12 protein-coding genes are annotated in these 18027 nt (G+C 37.3%); 3 read left to right on the top strand and 9 right to left on the bottom strand.

All coding sequences use genetic code 11. From position 1 onward, the window contains the following. Positions 1-18 precede the first annotated feature (18 nt). The 4 genes from LV716_RS17855 to mnmE form a co-directional block, all read right to left on the bottom strand. Positions 19-6618, bottom strand: a complete 6600-nt coding sequence (locus LV716_RS17855; protein WP_163419135.1) for a polyketide synthase — start codon at positions 6616-6618, stop codon at positions 19-21. 390 nt (positions 6619-7008) lie between these two features. Beyond that, positions 7009-7872, bottom strand: a complete 864-nt coding sequence (locus LV716_RS17850; RefSeq protein WP_163419134.1) for a cupin-like domain-containing protein — start codon at positions 7870-7872, stop codon at positions 7009-7011. A gap of 123 nt (positions 7873-7995) precedes the next feature. Continuing rightward, positions 7996-8853: a class I SAM-dependent methyltransferase gene (locus LV716_RS17845; protein ID WP_163419133.1), complete on the bottom strand. Its 858-nt coding sequence runs from the start codon at positions 8851-8853 to the stop codon at positions 7996-7998. 191 nt (positions 8854-9044) lie between these two features. Next, complete coding sequence (gene mnmE, locus LV716_RS17840; protein WP_163419132.1) at positions 9045-10415, bottom strand: tRNA uridine-5-carboxymethylaminomethyl(34) synthesis GTPase MnmE; 1371 nt, start codon at positions 10413-10415, stop codon at positions 9045-9047. Between the two features lie 88 nt (positions 10416-10503). Between mnmE and LV716_RS17835 the strand changes: the two genes are divergently transcribed. Continuing rightward, the gene (locus LV716_RS17835; protein ID WP_163419131.1) at positions 10504-10863 is read left to right on the top strand and encodes a DUF4870 domain-containing protein; all 360 of its coding nucleotides are present in this window, start codon (positions 10504-10506) and stop codon (positions 10861-10863) included. A 55-nt stretch (positions 10864-10918) separates the two neighbouring features. On the opposite strand, the gene dnaN is transcribed toward LV716_RS17835, so the two are convergent. The 5 genes from dnaN to LV716_RS17810 all read right to left on the bottom strand — a co-directional run bounded on the left by dnaN (position 10919) and on the right by LV716_RS17810 (position 15882). After that, positions 10919-12037: a DNA polymerase III subunit beta gene (gene dnaN / locus LV716_RS17830; RefSeq protein WP_163419130.1), complete on the bottom strand. Its 1119-nt coding sequence runs from the start codon at positions 12035-12037 to the stop codon at positions 10919-10921. Between the two features lie 120 nt (positions 12038-12157). Next, positions 12158-13825, bottom strand: coding sequence for a gliding motility-associated ABC transporter substrate-binding protein GldG (gene gldG, locus LV716_RS17825; protein ID WP_163419129.1), 1668 nt, complete (start codon positions 13823-13825; stop codon positions 12158-12160). Continuing rightward, on the bottom strand, positions 13822-14553 hold the full coding sequence (gene gldF / locus LV716_RS17820) for a gliding motility-associated ABC transporter permease subunit GldF (RefSeq protein WP_163419128.1): 732 nt from the start codon (positions 14551-14553) through the stop codon (positions 13822-13824). Before gldF ends, gldG begins: the two co-directional genes overlap by 4 nt. A gap of 207 nt (positions 14554-14760) precedes the next feature. Then, positions 14761-15051: a putative quinol monooxygenase gene (locus tag LV716_RS17815; RefSeq protein ID WP_163419127.1), complete on the bottom strand. Its 291-nt coding sequence runs from the start codon at positions 15049-15051 to the stop codon at positions 14761-14763. After that, positions 15052-15882 carry an S-adenosyl-l-methionine hydroxide adenosyltransferase family protein gene (locus tag LV716_RS17810; RefSeq protein ID WP_163419126.1) on the bottom strand — a complete coding sequence of 277 codons (831 nt, stop codon included), beginning with the start codon at positions 15880-15882 and terminating at the stop codon, positions 15052-15054. A gap of 122 nt (positions 15883-16004) precedes the next feature. Here LV716_RS17810 and LV716_RS17805 point away from each other — a divergent pair, with 122 nt between their 5' ends. Both LV716_RS17805 and LV716_RS17800 read left to right on the top strand, forming a co-directional pair. Further along, positions 16005-16958, top strand: a complete 954-nt coding sequence (locus LV716_RS17805; protein ID WP_163419125.1) for a PhoH family protein — start codon at positions 16005-16007, stop codon at positions 16956-16958. A 102-nt stretch (positions 16959-17060) separates the two neighbouring features. Next, on the top strand, positions 17061-18014 hold the full coding sequence (locus LV716_RS17800; protein ID WP_163419124.1) for a phosphoribosylaminoimidazolesuccinocarboxamide synthase: 954 nt from the start codon (positions 17061-17063) through the stop codon (positions 18012-18014). The last annotated feature ends 13 nt before the right edge of the window (positions 18015-18027 follow it).

Here is an 18027-nt window from a genome sequence, read left to right as displayed (position 1 = left end):
TTAATTTGAGGAACATATTTACAAATCAATTTTAAGATATTCTCCTTGATTTGTTTTGTCCACAACATACCAAGCCGGGTTCCCATCTTCGTCAATCCCGAGTTTTGCTCCTTCAAGAGGTGGCGTGTTTATTTTTTTTGCTGTAAGTACTTCATTGGATTCGATAGAAGAATTTTTAACGTGATTAGGTAAAAAATTTACGTTTGCCAATTCTTCTAAAGCTGATAATAACTCTTTCTTGATTTTTTGCATATCATCAATGGTATACGCATTGGTAACAAAACAAGAGAATCCATCTAAAATATGGATGCCATTTTTTCTTAGCAGAACAAATAGTAATTCTGAATAAGGCATTTCTTCTAAAAATGTTAGACGCCATAAAGAGCCAAAATATGTTATTTCAAGCGGAAGGCCCTTGGTTTTGAACGAACTGTTCATATCCAAAGCAAAATTTTTGGTCATTTCATTCAAGCGGTTTTGTAAATTACCACCTTGTTGTTTCATAAACGTCAAAGAAGCTTTAGCCGATGCCAAAGCTAAAGGGTGCCGTACAAAAGTACCAGCAAAATAGGTGACACCTACTTCTGGAAAAGAATCATCACCATAGTTCCAAAATCCACCATCTAAGGCGTCCATATACTTTTTGTCCCCTAAAATTGCACCTATGGAAATACCTCCTCCGATTACTTTTCCGTAGGTGGCAACATCCGCTTTTATATCAAATAATGCCTGGGCGCCTCCAGGGTGCATCCTAAAACCAGTAATGATTTCGTCGAAAATTAAGACAGTTTCAGAAGCTTTGGTTATCTCACGGACCTCTTTTAAGAATTCCACAGGTTGAAACTCTGGTCTTCTACTTTGTACGGGTTCGACCAAAACAGCCGCTAGCTCATTAGCTCTATTTTTAATGATATCCAAGCTCTTTTGCGTACCATAATCCAATATTAAAACATTTTGAACTGCACTTGGTAATACACCTGCAGCTGCTGGGAAAGTCTTTAGTTTTTTAGAGCCTCGTACCAATGCCTCATCGTTTATACCATGATAGGATCCTTTGAAAGCAACGATTAAAGAGCGACCGGTAACTGTTCTGGCAATACGCATTGCGCCTAAAACTGCCTCAGAACCGGTATTGCAAAGACCTGCCCGTTCGTGACCAGTAAATTCACACAAAAGTTCACAAACCTCACCTGCCAATGGGTGCTGCGGGCCTACCTCAAAACCAGTATCTATTTGTTTATGAAGAACTTCTGTTATAAAATCTGGTTGATAACCAAAAAAACAAGAGCCAAAACCGTTTACAGTATCAAGATATTCATTGCCATCTAAATCCCATAACTTATTGCCCAACGATTTTTCGATTATAATTGGATAAACAAGTTCCTTGGTCAAAGGTTTAAAACCTGATACAACCCTAGGGTCGGCCATATGCCTGCGGTTATGTTGTGTATTCGATTTACTTTTAGCCGTTTTTTTATTGTAATTACTAATTAAATCCTTTAAAAAATCAGCCTGTGAGGGATTTAGACCGGTCGAGTTTCTTTCGATCCGCGGAGATGCCCCAAAAGGTTTTTTAAGATCTCTTTTCTCGTCTTCAGATAAATCGTTTGCAGTGGGTATCTTGGGTATGGGGACTTCAGACTTGGGTTTTTGTATATAACTTTCTTTGCTTTCATTTCCCTGCATCAGCTCTATTTGTTTTCCAAGAAGTTGGATCTGCTGTGCTATAAGGCTCAATGCGGAGTCTTGATTCCCGTTAGTGGCAAACGAAAGATTTTCTTTGCTGGAATCTATGTTTTGTATTGGGGCTGTATTTTGGTTGTTATCAATTTCGTGAGCGTACATATCTTTTGGAAGATTTTCATCCAGATATTTGGCCAATAGAGTAGGGGAATTAAAACTATCGTTTAATTGCCGAAAAGTTATTGGAAGTTTGAACTCATTTTTACAAGTCAGTGCCATTTGTGTTAACACTAAAGAATCCAATCCTAGTTCAAGAAAGTTCAGATTGTATTCGGAAGTTTCCAATTCAATACCTGACGTATTTGTTATTATGTCTGAAATTTTTTCTAGAATAATTTCCTCTCTCATAACAGTAGAATTTTGATTGATTTCGGGCTTAGATGTATTTGGATCTTGAACAAGGGTATTTTTATTGCTTTCCATGGCTAAAGGTTCGATCCAGCAAGGTTTTTTATCAAAAACGTATGAGGGCAATAGTACTTTTTGCCTAGTCTGGTCTTTGTAGAATTCCCTCCAATTGGGTTCTATTCCGTTTAGCCATAAATTTCCCAATGCTATTAATATTGAATTGTAGGCACTATATCCTGCTTTGGGAGTTGGTAAGCTACTTAGTGAAACCAATGACTTTAACCCCTTTTTTTGATTTGATAACGTTGTCAGCGCACGACCAGGTCCAACCTCCAAGAGAATCGTATCTTCTGTAGCCAACATGGTTTCCAGAGCATCTGAGAAGCGAACAGATTTCCTTAAATGATTGGTCCAATATTCTGGATCGGTTGCTTCCGCATCGCTCAACCATGTACCGCTAACTGTGGATACCATAGGTAAACGCGGGATATTTAAAGACACCTTTTCAACCTCAATTTTAAAGGAATCTAAAATTGGATTCATCATATTGGAGTGAAATGCATGACTCGTTGCTAAAATCATGCATGCAATTCCTTTTTCTTTTAATTGTGAAGCAAATTGTTCAATAATCTTATCAGGGCCTGAAACAACACATAACTGATCCGAGTTTATTGCAGCTATTGAAAGTGTTTCTGGCAATAATTTGGTGATGTTTTCAGCGTCCATGCGAACGGAAAGCATGCTTCCTCCGGGTAACCCGCTTATTAATTTTCCACGTATTGTTATCAATCTTAGCGCGTCTTCTAAGCTAAAAACACCGGCCAGATGGGCCGCAACAAACTCACCAATGCTATGACCGCAGAGTACCGTCGGTTTTACGCCCCAACTAACCCATAGTTGTGCCAGAGCATATTCAACAACAAATAAAGCAGGTTGGGTATATTTTGTATCCTTTAGTCTATTTTTTGTTTCCAGAGTATCAAGCTCAGGATAAATAACTTCTCTTATGTCCAGTTCTAATACATTTTGTAGCAACTTTGCACAACGGGTTACTGCTTCCCTAAATACAGGTTCGTTTTCATAAAGTGCTCGCCCCATTTGTGGATATTGGGAACCTTGACCCGGAAAAAGAAATACTAATTCGCTGGGCATTACCTTTACGACATTGGATTTGATATCGTTTTCTTCTTTGAGCAGAAGCATATTTGCCAAATCATTTTTATCATTTGACAAGACAAAGCTCCTGTGGCTGAAAAGATCTCTAGTTGTAGATAAAGAGAAAGCTATATCCGACAGCGTAGGTTTGGACATTTCTTTTAAATGGGTACCTAATGCTTTTTGATAGGCCAATAAACTTTCTTTCGTTTTAGCTGACCAGGGTAAAAACTGTATTGGTCTTTCATTACCGTTAGATACTTGTTTTTGATCGGCATGCTCCTCTACAATGATATGCACGTTTGTGCCACCTACACCGAAAGAACTGATTCCTGCTTTTTTTGTGCCGTTTGATTTCCAATCATTCAATTTTTGGTTCACATAAAAGGGACTGTTTTTGAAATCGATGGCCGGGTTAGGTTCTTCGAAACCAATTGAAGGAGGTATTTTATTATGCTTCATGGCCAATAAGGTCTTTATTAATCCTGCAACACCCGCTGCCGAAGTCAAGTGTCCCATATTACTCTTAATTGAACCGATTGCACAATGCTTGTTCTCTGCTTTTTTGCCAAAAACCATATGTAGGCCTTCTATTTCTATGGGATCTCCTAATGGTGTTGCCGTACCGTGTGCTTCTACGTAGCTAATCTTATCTGGGGTAATGCGAGCATCTGCGAGAGCACTGCTAATAGCACCTGCTTGTCCTTGTATGCTTGGGGCAGTAAAACTACCTTTATTTCCACCATCGTTATTGACCCCTATACCCTTGATGATACCATGTATAATATCACCATCTTTTTTTGCATCCGCCAAATCTTTAAGCAAAACGACACCTGCACCATCGCTAAATACAGTTCCTTTAGCATCAATATCAAAAGGACGACAATGACCGTCAGAACTTAACATAGATCCTTCCTGATATAGATGGCCACTGTACATTGGTGCGGTTACACTCGCTGCACCTGCCAATGCTATTTCGCACCTACCACTTCGTATTGCCTCTACGGCTTCTGCAATTGCAAGTAAAGATGTAGAGCATGCAGAATAGACATTAACGGCCGGTCCTTTTAAATCTAAGTGATAAGCGGTTCTAGTTGCTATATAATCTTTATCATTTACCGTATTAGCTTGAAAACTGCCTACTTGATTCAGTAATTCTTGGTTTGGGAGTACATTGTTTGTGTAGTATGTATTTCCGCCTGCGCCTGCATAAACTCCAATTGTACCATCATAATGTTTGGGCAAATAACCAGATTGTTCTAAAGCCTCCCATGCAATTTCTAAAAATAAGCGTTGTTGTGGATCCATTGCTTCTGCCAATTTCGGACTCATTCCAAAAAATCTGGCATCAAACTCTTTAGCAGATGGAACAATCCCCCTAGCACCCACATAAAGAGGGTCATTGCGTAATGACTCTGGAATACTCTTATCCAGTTCTTGTTTTGAAAAGAACGAGATGGTCTCTTTTCCATGTTCAAGTACTTTCCAAAGTTCGTCGATTGTATTTGCACCTGGAAACCTTCCTGCCATACCAATTATGGCAACTTCTCTGGAAGAAGGTCTTCTCCTTCTTTTAGTATCCATTGGTATTTTGTTTTTATCCTTTTCCAAGAATTCAACCAATTGTGATATGGTAGGGTTTTGATAAATTTTAGTAACAGGTACTTTAGTATCCAAATTTTCTGTCAGTACCGTAGCTAGTTTTTGTGTAAGTAATGAAGTGCCGCCCAGTTCAAAAAAATTATCATCAAGCCCTATCTTTGGTATAGATAATGTTTCGCTCCAAATCTGTGCAATCTGTTTTTCAGTTTTGGTGCGCGGTTTACGATAGATAGGTGCTGAATCTGGTCTTTGATACGCTGGAACGGGTAATTTGGTCTTGTCCACTTTTCCATTTCTATTGATGGGAAACTCCTCAATCCACATAAAAATAGTAGGTATCATGTAAACTGGCAGCGTCTTGGAAATTTCTTCTTTAATTGATTGGGTAGATAACTTATCTTCAGTAGCCTGTAAATATGATATTAAAGAAGGCTCTGTTCCAAAATGATTGCTGGCAAGTACTATTGCCTTTTTAATGCCTTTTATTGCGTTTAGTACTGTTTCTATCTCACCTAACTCTATTCTATACCCTCTAATTTTTACCTGATCATCCTTTCGCCCTAAAAATTCTAGCGTTCCATCTTTTTTCCATTTTGCAAAATCACCGGTTCTGTACATTTTATTTCCCGGCTCAAAAGGATTATCTATAAATTTTTCAGCTGTCAATTTTTCATTGTTCAAATACCCTCTAGCCAACCCACTTCCTGCCAAGCACAATTCTCCTACCTCCCCAACTGGCAATATATCTAGGTTTTCTGAAAGCACGTAGGCTTTGGTATTATGGATAGGCTTACCTATGGGGAATGATTTTTCATTTAGAAGTCTTTCAGAGTATTTTAACACTGTTGAGGTAACCGTATTTTCTGTAGGCCCATAGGTATTATACAAATTACAATAACCAGCCATCCTATTTGCTAACTTCAAGGAACAAACTTCCCCTCCAGTGACGATTAGCTTCAGTGATTTCAAATGGGAAAGATCAGGCAATGTATCCAAATAGCTAGGTGTGGCATTAAGATGCGTAATTGCATATTTTTCTATTATAGAAGGTAAAATATGATCTTTAATATCTTTTTTATCGATTACGACTAATTCGCCCCCATTTAGCAAAGCGAGAAACATTTGTTCTATGGAAGCGTCAAAAAAATAGTTTGAAAAAAGAAGTGTTTTGTCTGATGAATCAATTTGAAAGAACTGTGTCAAAGAAAAAATCAGATTTACTACAGAAGCATGCTCTACCATTACTCCTTTGGGGTTACCCGTGGTTCCAGAAGTATATATTATGTAAGCTAAATCTTTTGTTTTTACAGGGGAGACATCCACTTTACTGGAATAGTGGTCTTCACGTGTCTTAAATTTCCCAAGTAGGACTTCATCAACAGTAATTTTACAAGAACTATCATTTTGAACATATTCTTTTCTTTTTAGGGGAGCTTCAATATCAATGGGTACGTAGGCACATCCTGTTTTAAGAATCCCTAGAATACTGATTATTAGATATTCGCTTCGTTCTAGCATCAGTCCTATAAAATCTCCCTTTTTTAGGTCGTAATTTTGCCCTAAAAAATTTGCAAACTTATTTGAGAGTTCATTTAATTGTAGGTATGTCAATACCGAATCTTTAAAAACAACGGCGATGTTTTCAGGTGTTTTATCAACTTGCTGTTGAAATAGGTCTACAATTGTAAGATTATTGGGAAAATCAAAACTCGTATCATTAAACGCGTCAAGTAGTTTTTTGTCGTTTGAGGTCAATTGCTTTTTTTTCATACTAATAAACGATCAAAATGGTCTAAGTTGGTATACAAACAGAATGATTAGTCATGTGGTTCCATAAGACTATAATTCTGGTTTCAAAAAATAAATCAATATTAGTGAGGGAACGTACTCTAAAAAAGTATTCTGATTAATAGCAATTTAATAATGATTTTTAACGAACTATTAAGATAATCGTTGAATGGACCAGAACTATAGTTGTACGAAAAATATTCAAAGAATATCTCTTTTAAAATCATTTTATTGGCCCAATAAAACTGATGATGCCATTGTTCCCATCGATCATTTTTTGGAATAGTGCTAATCTTGAAGTTGGATTCTTCAAATAGCTTTACATAATTATGGGAGAAGGATCGTTCAAATCCATACGATTTTGATTATGAATCAATTAAATATCGCTTCTTTAAAATTGAATACTTTACCCATAATTAGCTTATATACTTTGAGTGTCCAGGCGATGTTTGGATAATGTTTTTTTGCGGATTGGTAATTCTGATCCATGAAGGTATTCCAATTAAATGAATTCACATGATCAACCGCGTATGTAAGATTAAAATCGTGGATATATGTTGTATGCCACCAGCCCGATGGGATAAAAATGGTTTCGCCAGGATTAAGTCTTATTCTTAAGGCTTTAGCTTTTTTGAACAATGGATGTGCATCATAGTCAGGGTTCATGATATTGACATTACTGTAATTGGGCAGTGTTTTGTCGGGATATAAGAAAGGGGTATCGCTAGGAGGATATAAAATAAACTCTTTCTCTCCAATTATCTGGGTGATTTGAGTATGCACCCAATTTAAATCAATATGTAGCTTTGGAAATGAACACCCTTTTCCCCCAAAAAATAGTTCTTGTTGATTGTTACGACTTGCAATTAATCTTGGTAGTATTCGACTAAAAATCCTGTTGGATTTTCCATATTGCAAATCAGGTATGACCTTAACATATTCTGGGAAATGTTGTGTTATATCATATATATTGGGGTAGGGAGCTTTATTTTCGGGAGTTGAAGCCATACACAAATCAATTATTTGCGATAGTTTGTAAGTTTTGCCATCAATAGTATTGGTAACATGATCATAATTGGATTTGAAGTATTCCGGTGTAAATTTTTCCAACGATGTCCATTCACTTTTATCAGTAACTACTACAGGCAATGACTTTTTTACATATTTATCGTAAAATTCCTTTTTTGAAAGTCCTTTACATCTGTCAATCTTGTTTATTTTAATAGTTGATTCCATTTTTGTTTTGGATATAAGGATTCAGTTTTTTTAAAAGACTTTTGATATAATATTTGATTTCTACCAGCATTTCTTGTTACTGTTTTAACAATTGAGTAAAACAAAAATGGCTTTGTCCAGTTGCTAAGTCCAGTTTTTTGCTCCTACGAATACAATATAATTTGTGTCTCCTTCAAAGGTCTTTTTTGAATAATGCCAAAGGTTAAAACCGGCTTTTTTTAGTAAATTGGGATAGTTGTGCGAAAAGGAACTTTCGGGTCCATAAACTTTGGATCTAGGATTTAATTCTAAATCGTGATTAGAGTCATTTGGTTCAATCGCAATAAATATAATCTTACCAAGGTTATTTGCCGCTTCAAAAAATGCCTGTAGTCTATTCTCTGTAAAATATTCTAAAACTCCCATAAAGGTCAAGAAAATTGTATGGCTTTTTCCATTTTTTTCAAGCCAATCAAAACCATCACCAGCAACAAACTCAAGCCTTGGGTTATTTTTGTACTTTTCTTTGTTTTTAAGGGTTTGTGTTTTGTTTAAATCGATTCCGATAAGCTTATCCATTTGTGAAAACTTATGGGATAAATGATTCAAAACGGTACCATTTCCTGTTCCAATTTCCACAATTGTCGTGAATTTTTCAGTTTCCTTAGTCAGTTGATTTTTCAGGAGATCAAAAATAAAATCGCAACTCGGTATAAATACATTTTCCAATTGACTGTCATTGGCCGTAAAGAAGTTGTCTCCTTTTTCCACCCAAAAGTTTTGATGAAAATCCGCCAAAGTGTCAAAATTTCCATTTTTTTCTAGTTTTCGAAGGATTGCCCTACGCATTAACTTTTCCAAAATGGTTAAATCTTTATCCATTACCAAAGTCATCCCTTTTGAAGCTAATTCTTTAGCTTTAGAGGGTGCAATATATACAAGGAATGCACCAACAGTAGAAGATAAGAAATTTACTATTTTACTTCGAATTTTATTTTTCATTGATTTACTTTCCTCATAAACCATTCATTGTTTAAAAGGTTAAAAAACATTCAGTATAGTAGCATGGGGCAATATTGATTTGATACAATAAAATTGGTATCTGGCTAATGTTCAAAGAAATCAGTTGATTGTTATAAAAAATCGATTAAAATACCTAATGTCCCAATGAATAAATAATGAAAGAATCAGGCTTACTTCCCGATACAAAAATTAGAAAAAATATTTCCCAGTAAATCATCTGTAGTCACGCTTCCTGTAATTTCACCCAAATGAAAAAGGGCCTGTCTAATGTCTATGGCCATTAAATCGCTGGCCAACCCAATTTCCATTCCTTCTTTTACTTTTTGAATTTCCTCCAATGCTTTGATCAGGGCATCGTAATGCCTGTTGTTGGTGACAATGGTCTGGTCACCGCTCAAAGCACCTGAATCGACGAGTGATAATAGTTTTTCTTCCAAACTTAATATTCCGGTTCCATGTTTGGCCGACAAAAACATCACACCGGGAACTTCTTGTTTGAGTATATCAACTTGTTGATCGTTCAGGGCATCGACTTTATTACAGATTGGCAGTATTTCTTTAGTGGGGTACATCTTCTGTATACTTTTCAATTCAGACCTATCAAAATCCGGACTATCAAAAATAAAGATGATCAATCTGGCCTTTTCTATTTTCTCAAAGGTTCGTTGAATTCCTATTTGCTCAACTACATCTTTTGTCTTTCTGATGCCCGCGGTATCAATGAACCTAAAATTGATACCACCCACACTAATTTGGTCCTCAACAGTATCGCGGGTGGTACCCGCTATATCGCTTACGATTGCTCGCTCTTCGTTCAAAAGCGTATTTAAGAGTGTTGATTTACCAACATTGGGCTCTCCGACTATTGCTACTGGGATACCATTTTTTACGACATTGCCTAAAGCAAAGGAATCTATCAACTTTTTTAAGACCTCACTTATACGATTCAATAAGGTATTGAATTCACCGCGGTCGGCGAATTCTACATCTTCTTGTGAAAAATCCAGCTCCAGCTCGATCAATGAGGCAAAGTTTAATAGCTCTTCACGTAGTTGTTGTATTTCATTGCTGAAGCCACCTCGCATCTGTTGTATGGCGACTTCGTGTGCAGCGGCACTATCGCTTGCAATAAGGTCTGCAACCGCCTCCGCTTGGCTAAGGTCCATTTTTCCATTTAAAAAAGCTCGTAAGGTGAACTCGCCTGCAGTAGCTGTCCTGCACCCTTTTCGCAAAAATAGTTGAATCACTTGTTGCTGAATATAGGGTGAACCGTGACAAGAAATCTCCACAATATTTTCACCGGTGTAGGAGTGGGGCGTCTTAAATATGGATACTAAAACTTTGTCCAGAATTTTATCGTTTTCTACGATGTGACCTAAATGAATGGTGTGGCTTTTTTGCTGAACTAGTTTTTTTCCTTTTATGGATTTAAAAACGGTATCCGAAATCGTAATGGAATCAGGTCCAGAAACCCGTATTACCGCAATGGCACCGATACCCGATGGAGTCGCTAAAGCAATTATAGTATCTACATTTAACATATTGACAAAAATACAAATTACGTAACTCCTGTAACATTTCTCTAAAAATGTATACCTATATGGTACATCATCAAAAAATCAATCAAAAATGGAAATCATCAATCAAAATGTAATCAGAAAGGACAATACACTTTTGGCGATTACACATTTATCACAATTATTGCATTATGTAACAGGATTTGGAGGATTTATTGTTCCGCTGATTATCTGGCTATCTTCCAGACGTACCGTTGAGGGAATGAGCGAACATGGAAAAGCTGTAATCAATCTACAGTTAAGTTTATTGCTCTACATTATTATAAGTGTTCCTGCAATTTTGTTACTGGGATTGGGAATCTTAGGACTGATAGGGGTTGCTATTTTAGGCTTTGTACTTCCTATTGTTAATGCAGTAAAGGCCGCTAATGGCGAATCACCTTCTTATTTTATGACTATTCCTTTTGTTTAAAAGAAAAAAGCTAGCGCAATTTACGCTAGCTTTTCCAGTATTTAGGTATGGGTAATTAGTTGTTCAACATAACAGGCATTACAAGCATGGTAACAAGTTCGCCTTCATCCAATCCGTCAACAGGGGTTAATATTCCTGCTCTATTGGGCAGGCTCATTTCCAATGAAACTTCATCTGAAGTCAGGTTATTCAGCATTTCTACTAAAAATCTGGAATTAAAACCAATCTGCATATCATCACCTTGATAAGCGCAAGAAAGCCGTTCTTCTGCCTTGTTGCTATAATCTACGTCTTCTGCTGAGATATTCAATTCGGCACCAGCAATCTTCAATCGGATTTGATGCGTGGTTTTATTTGAAAATATGGACACCCTGCGCACAGAACTCAGGAATTGATTTCTGGCTATGGATAATTTATTTGGATTTTCTTTTGGAATTACCGCTTCGTAGTTTGGGTATTTTCCATCTATAAGTCTACAGATCAGTTCTGAATCGTCAAAAATAAATTTGGCATTACTGTCATTATATTCAATGGTGACCTCAGATTCAGACCCGGATAGAATACCTTTCAAAAGTGTTAATGGCTTTTTGGGCATTATAAATTCGGCAACTTCGGAAGCAGTTACGTCATTACGCTGATATTTGACCAATTTATGGGCATCCGTAGCAACGAATGTTAGGTTTTCTGTTGAGAATTGAAAAAACACACCGCTCATCACTGGACGTAAATCATCATTCCCAGCAGCAAAAATAGTTTTGTTAATGGCCGTTGCCAAGATATCGCCAAGTAGGGTAGTGGAGCTTGGATTTGTAACTTCCACAGCTTTTGGGAATTCAGCTCCATCGGCATATGCCAAAGCATATTTACCATGGTTTGAGCTTATTTCAACAGTATTGTTATCCTCTACAACAAACGTTAATGGTTGTTCTGGAAAAGTCTTCAATGTATCCAACAATAACCTTGCGGGAACAGCAATGGTACCCTCTGCATCAGAATCGACCTCCAGGACAGAGCTCATTGTAGTTTCCAAATCGGAAGCGGAAACCGTTAATTTACTTTGTTTTAAATCGAAAAGAAAATTATCTAGAATCGGGAGCGTGTTACTGTTGTTGATTACACCTCCTAAAATCTGAAGTTGTTTTAATAAATATGTACTGGATACTATAAATTTCATTAAGTGAACTCTTTATTTAGCATAGTGTTTGCCATAAATCATGTGTTGGCAAAACACAAAAAATCAATAGAAACAAATATATCTTAAAACACGATAGTAATGAAACAAATTTATCAACACTTATCCTGCAAACTTTCGTTTTCTGAATACACTAAAGAAAATGCCTATTACAAAGGTTAAAAGTACTGGGAGTCCAACGTTTATAAGCTGCCATTTTGTTTTTTTTGCCGCGATTTTCTCAACATCCAGTAAAGGGATGGAAACTTTTTTATTTCTAATGTTTATAAGTCCAGTATCATCCAAAAGGTAGTTCATGCAATTCACCAGAAATTCTTTGTTACCATACGTGCTATTGGTCCATTTGTCATAACCTAGATCCAAAGGTCTGCCATTCCGCAATTGGTTCTTTATGACATCGCCATCAGAGATGACTATCATTTTATTGTCAGGTCCCTGTTCCAACGTATTTGATAGTTTAATTGGTTTGACCCTATTTTTGAATGTTGAATTGAATGCTCCTTCTATCAATACCGCCAAGGGTTGATTTCCATCTATATAAGATTCCCTATCCGGTGGGGTGTTCAAAATATCCAGCCCAATCTGTTTGGGTGTTCCCTCTGTTTTGGATAGGGGAGAACTCCTTAACAAAACTGTTTTTTTATAGTCATTTTCCAATACATCCATAGTATTTGCAAACTGATAGCGTACAGCTTCAATATTGGTATTGATGGGATGGTCGTTTCTAGAAAATACCATGGGGTTATAGTACCACGGAACTGGATTGTATTGTGAATCGTTACCTTCTCCCGAAGCTAAAACAATTTGGGTAAAATAGAGGTCGTTAACCAACACGGGATTGATACGTACCCCATATTTGAAGAAAAAATCGTTGAGGCTTAAGTTGCGCTGCATTGCCAAAGCACTTCCCCCGCCTTTAAAAATGCTGTCTATTTCTATGGCCACTTTATCCATTAACCAAATAGACCTGCCACCGTTTACAATAAACTGGTCCATGATATATTTTTCGCCATCTGAAAAAGCTTCTGTTGGTTTGGCGATCAACGCGAGGTCAAACTCTTTTAATTGCTCCAGTACACGTTGGGGATTCTTGGCAACTGAATCCAGCGTAATGGCACCAATATTATAATACTCTTGAATCGAGGTCAGAAAATCAGCGATATAAATATCTTCCAGTTCTCCGTTCCCTTTGATGACAGCGACCCGTTTTTTTTCGTCTATGGTCAGTTTGGTAAAAGCATCTGCAAAAGCATATTCCAATTGCTGCACGGAATTGTTGACACGGTCCTCCGTAGTTGAACCCAATTTGTTTTTGAGTAGGGGCACTTTTACGGTATGGTCTTTATAATTGACCATGGCCCATGGAAAGACGAGCTCTTGGGAAACCTTACTGTTTTCTTCTACGGTAATATTTGCAGGAGTAAGACCAAGGCGTTGCAAATCCGTAATGGTTTGTTGTGCTTGGGTTTCATCCTCCAACGGATTCACCAAATTGTATTCAATATTGGTGTTTTCGGAAATAAAGGATTCCAATAATTGTAATGTCTCTGTTTTAAGTCTGGAAAATTCAGGGGGAATATCACCGTCCAAAAGAATATCGATAACTACCGGAGCATCGAATTTCTTGACTGTTTCAATAGCGGGTTCGGATAAGGTAAATCTTTTATCTTCGGTAAGGTCGAATCTTGTATTAAAGAAACTACCTAGCACATTTATCAATATAACTACAACAATTGCTACGAGAATTGAAATTGAAAACGTTCTTGTCATCTTGGCAATTGTTTAATTCGAAGTAAGGTTGCAAATAAAAAGAATAGTGTAAAAGAGATAAAATACGCTAAATCCCGAGTATCGACTACACCTCTTGCAATACTATCAAAATGTGCGCTCATCCCTATATTTTTGATAAGTTGTTGCGTTTCCCCATCAGAAAAAAGAGATGAAACCGCCTCAAACCCATTGAACAACAAAAAACATATAAGAATCCCAATGATAAAAGCCACAATTTGATTGTCGGACAAGGTGGAGGAAAAAAGTCCTATTGAGGTATATGTTGCAATCAAGAAAAACAACCCAAAATAAGAGCCCAAAACTACGCCCAAATCATAATTTCCTTCGGTAATCCCCAAATCTGAAATTGCAAGCACATAAATAATCGTTGGCAGTACGGCAATGGCACATAGGAGGACAGCGCCCCAAAACTTTCCCAAAACCAGTCTCCAGACAGATATAGGTTTTATCAATAGTAATTCCAAAGTACCCACTTTGCGTTCTTCAGAAAAACTTTTCATGGTTATGGCAGGTACTAAAAAGATAAAAATCCATGGAGCTAGATAAAAGAGGTTGCCAAGATCGGCAAAGCCATAATCAAAAATATTGAAGCTGCCTTTAAATACCCATAAGAAAAGTCCGTTCAGCAATAAAAACAACCCTACGATCAAGTAACCGATCGGTGCTGTAAAAAAGGATTGTACTTCCCGCTTAAAAATTGCAAACATATTTTGAAAAGGTTATCAGTTTACAGTTGGCAGTTGGCGGTAATCCGTATTTGTTAATACTTTTTTGTTCATATTCAATACTTTATAAGCTAATTATTTTTTCTTATCATCAACCATCAACCATCAACCATCAACCATCAACCATCAACCATCAACCATCAACCATCAACCATCAACCATCAACCATCAACCATCAACCATCAACCATCAACCATCAACTTTTTCAACACTCCATGCTTCTGGTTTTTCCGAAAATAATGTTTTGGTATTGCCCCAAACACCTTTAAAAAAATCGGATTTCCGATAGTTTTCCAAATCAGATTCTTTTTCCCAAAAACTATAGGTGAAAAAAATACAGGGATTTTTAAGGTCTTGATACAATTCCACTAGCGTACACCCTTCAAAGGTGAGTATTCCGGATTTGGTTGTTTCAAAAATTTGCTTAAAACTAGCAATATTTTCGCTTTTAAAAGTGAGTTTTACGATGCGAATGAGCATTTACAGAAAATTTATGGTTACAGTATCCCTATAATTTAGACCCAGTAAGGTAGAGGCACCCCCAACCGTCTTCAGGTCACTCTTGTAGATGGCGAGTTCAATATAACCGGCAGAATTAAATAGAGCCAATGCATCACCAGGACCTTTGCGGTTCACCTTGTCCAAATCAAAATCTATGATTCCGTTATATGTTTCATGAATGGTCTTGAGCTTATTGGTTCTTGCGATTACCTCAAAATCACGTCCATTGCGATAGGCTTCAAAAAGATTCTTTTGTATATTGGTGATTACATTGCCATAGTTATCAATATATATAACATTTCCCGTTATACTTTTTCCGTTATTGATGATTCGGGGTTCAAATTCCTTCAATTCTTTTAAATCATCGAATGGTTTCCCAATGACCTCCAATTTTCCTCCCCTAGCAATATGACAGGCGACTTGCGCAAATATGTTAAAAACAGGAAAAGAACCTGCATTTGAATTTGGAATGTTTATTTCAACAATTTTATTCGGATTTATTTCTGAGGTGATCAAAGAAATTACCCCGTTGTTGGCACTAACAAAATAATGCCCGTCAACGTGGACTGCAATATGTTGGTTTTCAATGGATAACTCTGAGTCTACACCAACAACATGGACCGTGCCCTCTGGAAACGACCGATATGCATTTTTTAGGATATAGGCACACTCCTGAATATTGAACGGACTGATGGCATGCGAAATATCAACAACTGTGGTTTCTGGCAGGTTATTTAGTATAGTTCCCTTTATAGCACCTACAAAATGGTCTTTATACCCAAAATCTGTAGTTAATGTTATGATTGCCATGCAATACTGTTGATATGTTTTTCCCCGCTCAAATCGATTTTTGGTTAAGTTTGTGCGATAAAATTAAATAAAAAGAACGAATAAGAACGCCGCAAAAATAACCTTAAAACATCCCTCTCTTTTTGAACGAATTAATCATAGAACTTACGGAGATCAGCCCACAGGATTTTTTTGGGCAACGCAATGAAAACATCGAATTACTAAAAAAGTATTTTCCCAAACTTAAAATTGTTGCCCGTGGCAGCAAAATAAAGGTATATGGTGACGAAGCGCTTTTGGAGGAATTCGACAAGCGTTTTGATATGCTCACCAACCATTTTGCCAAGTACAACAAGCTGGACGAGAATATGATAGAGCGCGTACTTACCAGTAATGGGAAAGAGGATTATACATCGTCTAAAAGTAGTGGTGATGTGCTGGTACATGGTGTTAGTGGTAAGCTGATAAAGGCACAGACGGCGAATCAGAGACGTCTGGTGGATGCATGCAAAAAAGATGATATGGTTTTTGCAATAGGGCCTGCTGGTACCGGTAAGACCTACACTGGTGTTGCTTTGGCCGTAAAAGCGTTGAAGGAAAAAGAAGTACGCCGTATTATTTTGACTCGCCCTGCAGTGGAAGCTGGAGAGAATTTAGGTTTTTTGCCAGGGGACTTAAAGGAAAAATTAGATCCATATATGCAGCCGCTATATGATGCGTTGCGGGATATGATCGCACCTGAAAAGCTGGATAAATATATTGAGGACGGTACTATTCAGATTGCACCTATGGCCTTTATGCGCGGTAGAACCTTGGATAACGCCTTTGTTATTTTGGATGAAGCCCAGAACACGACCCATGCACAAATGAAGATGTTCCTCACCAGAATGGGAAAGAACGCAAAGTTTTTATTAACGGGCGACCCAGGACAGATCGATTTGCCAAGACGGGTAATTTCTGGTTTAAAAGAAGCGCTTTTGGTACTACAGAATGTTGAGGGGATAAGCATGATTTATTTAGATGATAAAGATGTAATCCGTCACAAATTGGTCAAAAAGGTTATTGACGCCTATAAAAATATTGAGCATCATAATTAAGTTAGAAGTATGAGATTGGAAGTACGAAATGCAAACTATTAAAATCTTCGTCAAATTTGTATCAGGTTGAAACTTTCTCATAATTTTCCATAAGAATACACCATGAAAAACACCTTGATGGACACTAATTTTCACTTTGCTGGACAAAAATCGGTCTACAAAGGAAAAGTACGGGAAGTCTATACCCTTAACAACGATATTTTGGTTATGGTCGCTACGGATAGATTATCCGCTTTTGATGTGGTCATGCCAAAGGGAATACCCTATAAAGGACAAATCCTCAACCAGATTGCTACTAAAATGATGAAGGCAACTGAGGATATTGTGCCTAATTGGTTAATGGCGACGCCAGATCCAAATGTAGCGATTGGTAAAGCTTGTGAGCCCTTTAAGGTTGAGATGGTGATCAGGGGATACTTATCGGGGCACGCTGCAAGAGAGTATAAAGCAGGCAGGCGTACCATATGTGGAGAGCCTATGCCTGAGGGTATGAAAGAGAATGATAAATTCCCTAATCCTATAATTACCCCCGCGACAAAAGCAGAAAAAGGTGACCATGACGAGGATATATCCAAAGCTGAAATACTGAGCAAGGGAATTGTTTCTAAAACTGATTATGAAGTATTGGAAAAGTATACCAGAGACCTGTTCCAGCGAGGTACAGAAATCGCTGCTAAACGTGGATTGATTCTTGTTGATACCAAATATGAATTTGGTAAGACACAAGATGGTGAAATCGTCCTGATAGATGAAATTCATACGCCAGATTCTTCACGCTATTTTTATGCCGATGGATATGAAGAACGTCAGGCTAAAGGAGAAGCCCAAAAGCAATTGTCAAAAGAGTTTGTTCGACAATGGCTTATCTCCAATGGTTTTCAAGGTCTTGAAGGTCAAGATGTTCCTGAAATGAGCGATGACTATATAACATCGGTCTCAGAACGTTATATTGAGCTCTATGAAAGTATTATGGGAGAGCCTTTTCTAAAAGCCGAAGTCTCTAATCTACAGGAGCGTATTTCACTTAATATTTCCAATTACTTAAAATCTCTTTAGATAGTTCTATTTA

This window comes from Flagellimonas sp. HMM57 (assembly GCF_021390175.1).
In the GTDB taxonomy this organism is placed as follows: Bacteria; Bacteroidota; Bacteroidia; order Flavobacteriales; family Flavobacteriaceae; genus Flagellimonas.
Note: the sequence above shows the minus strand (reverse complement) of the source record. Positions and strands in the feature narration are given on the sequence as shown.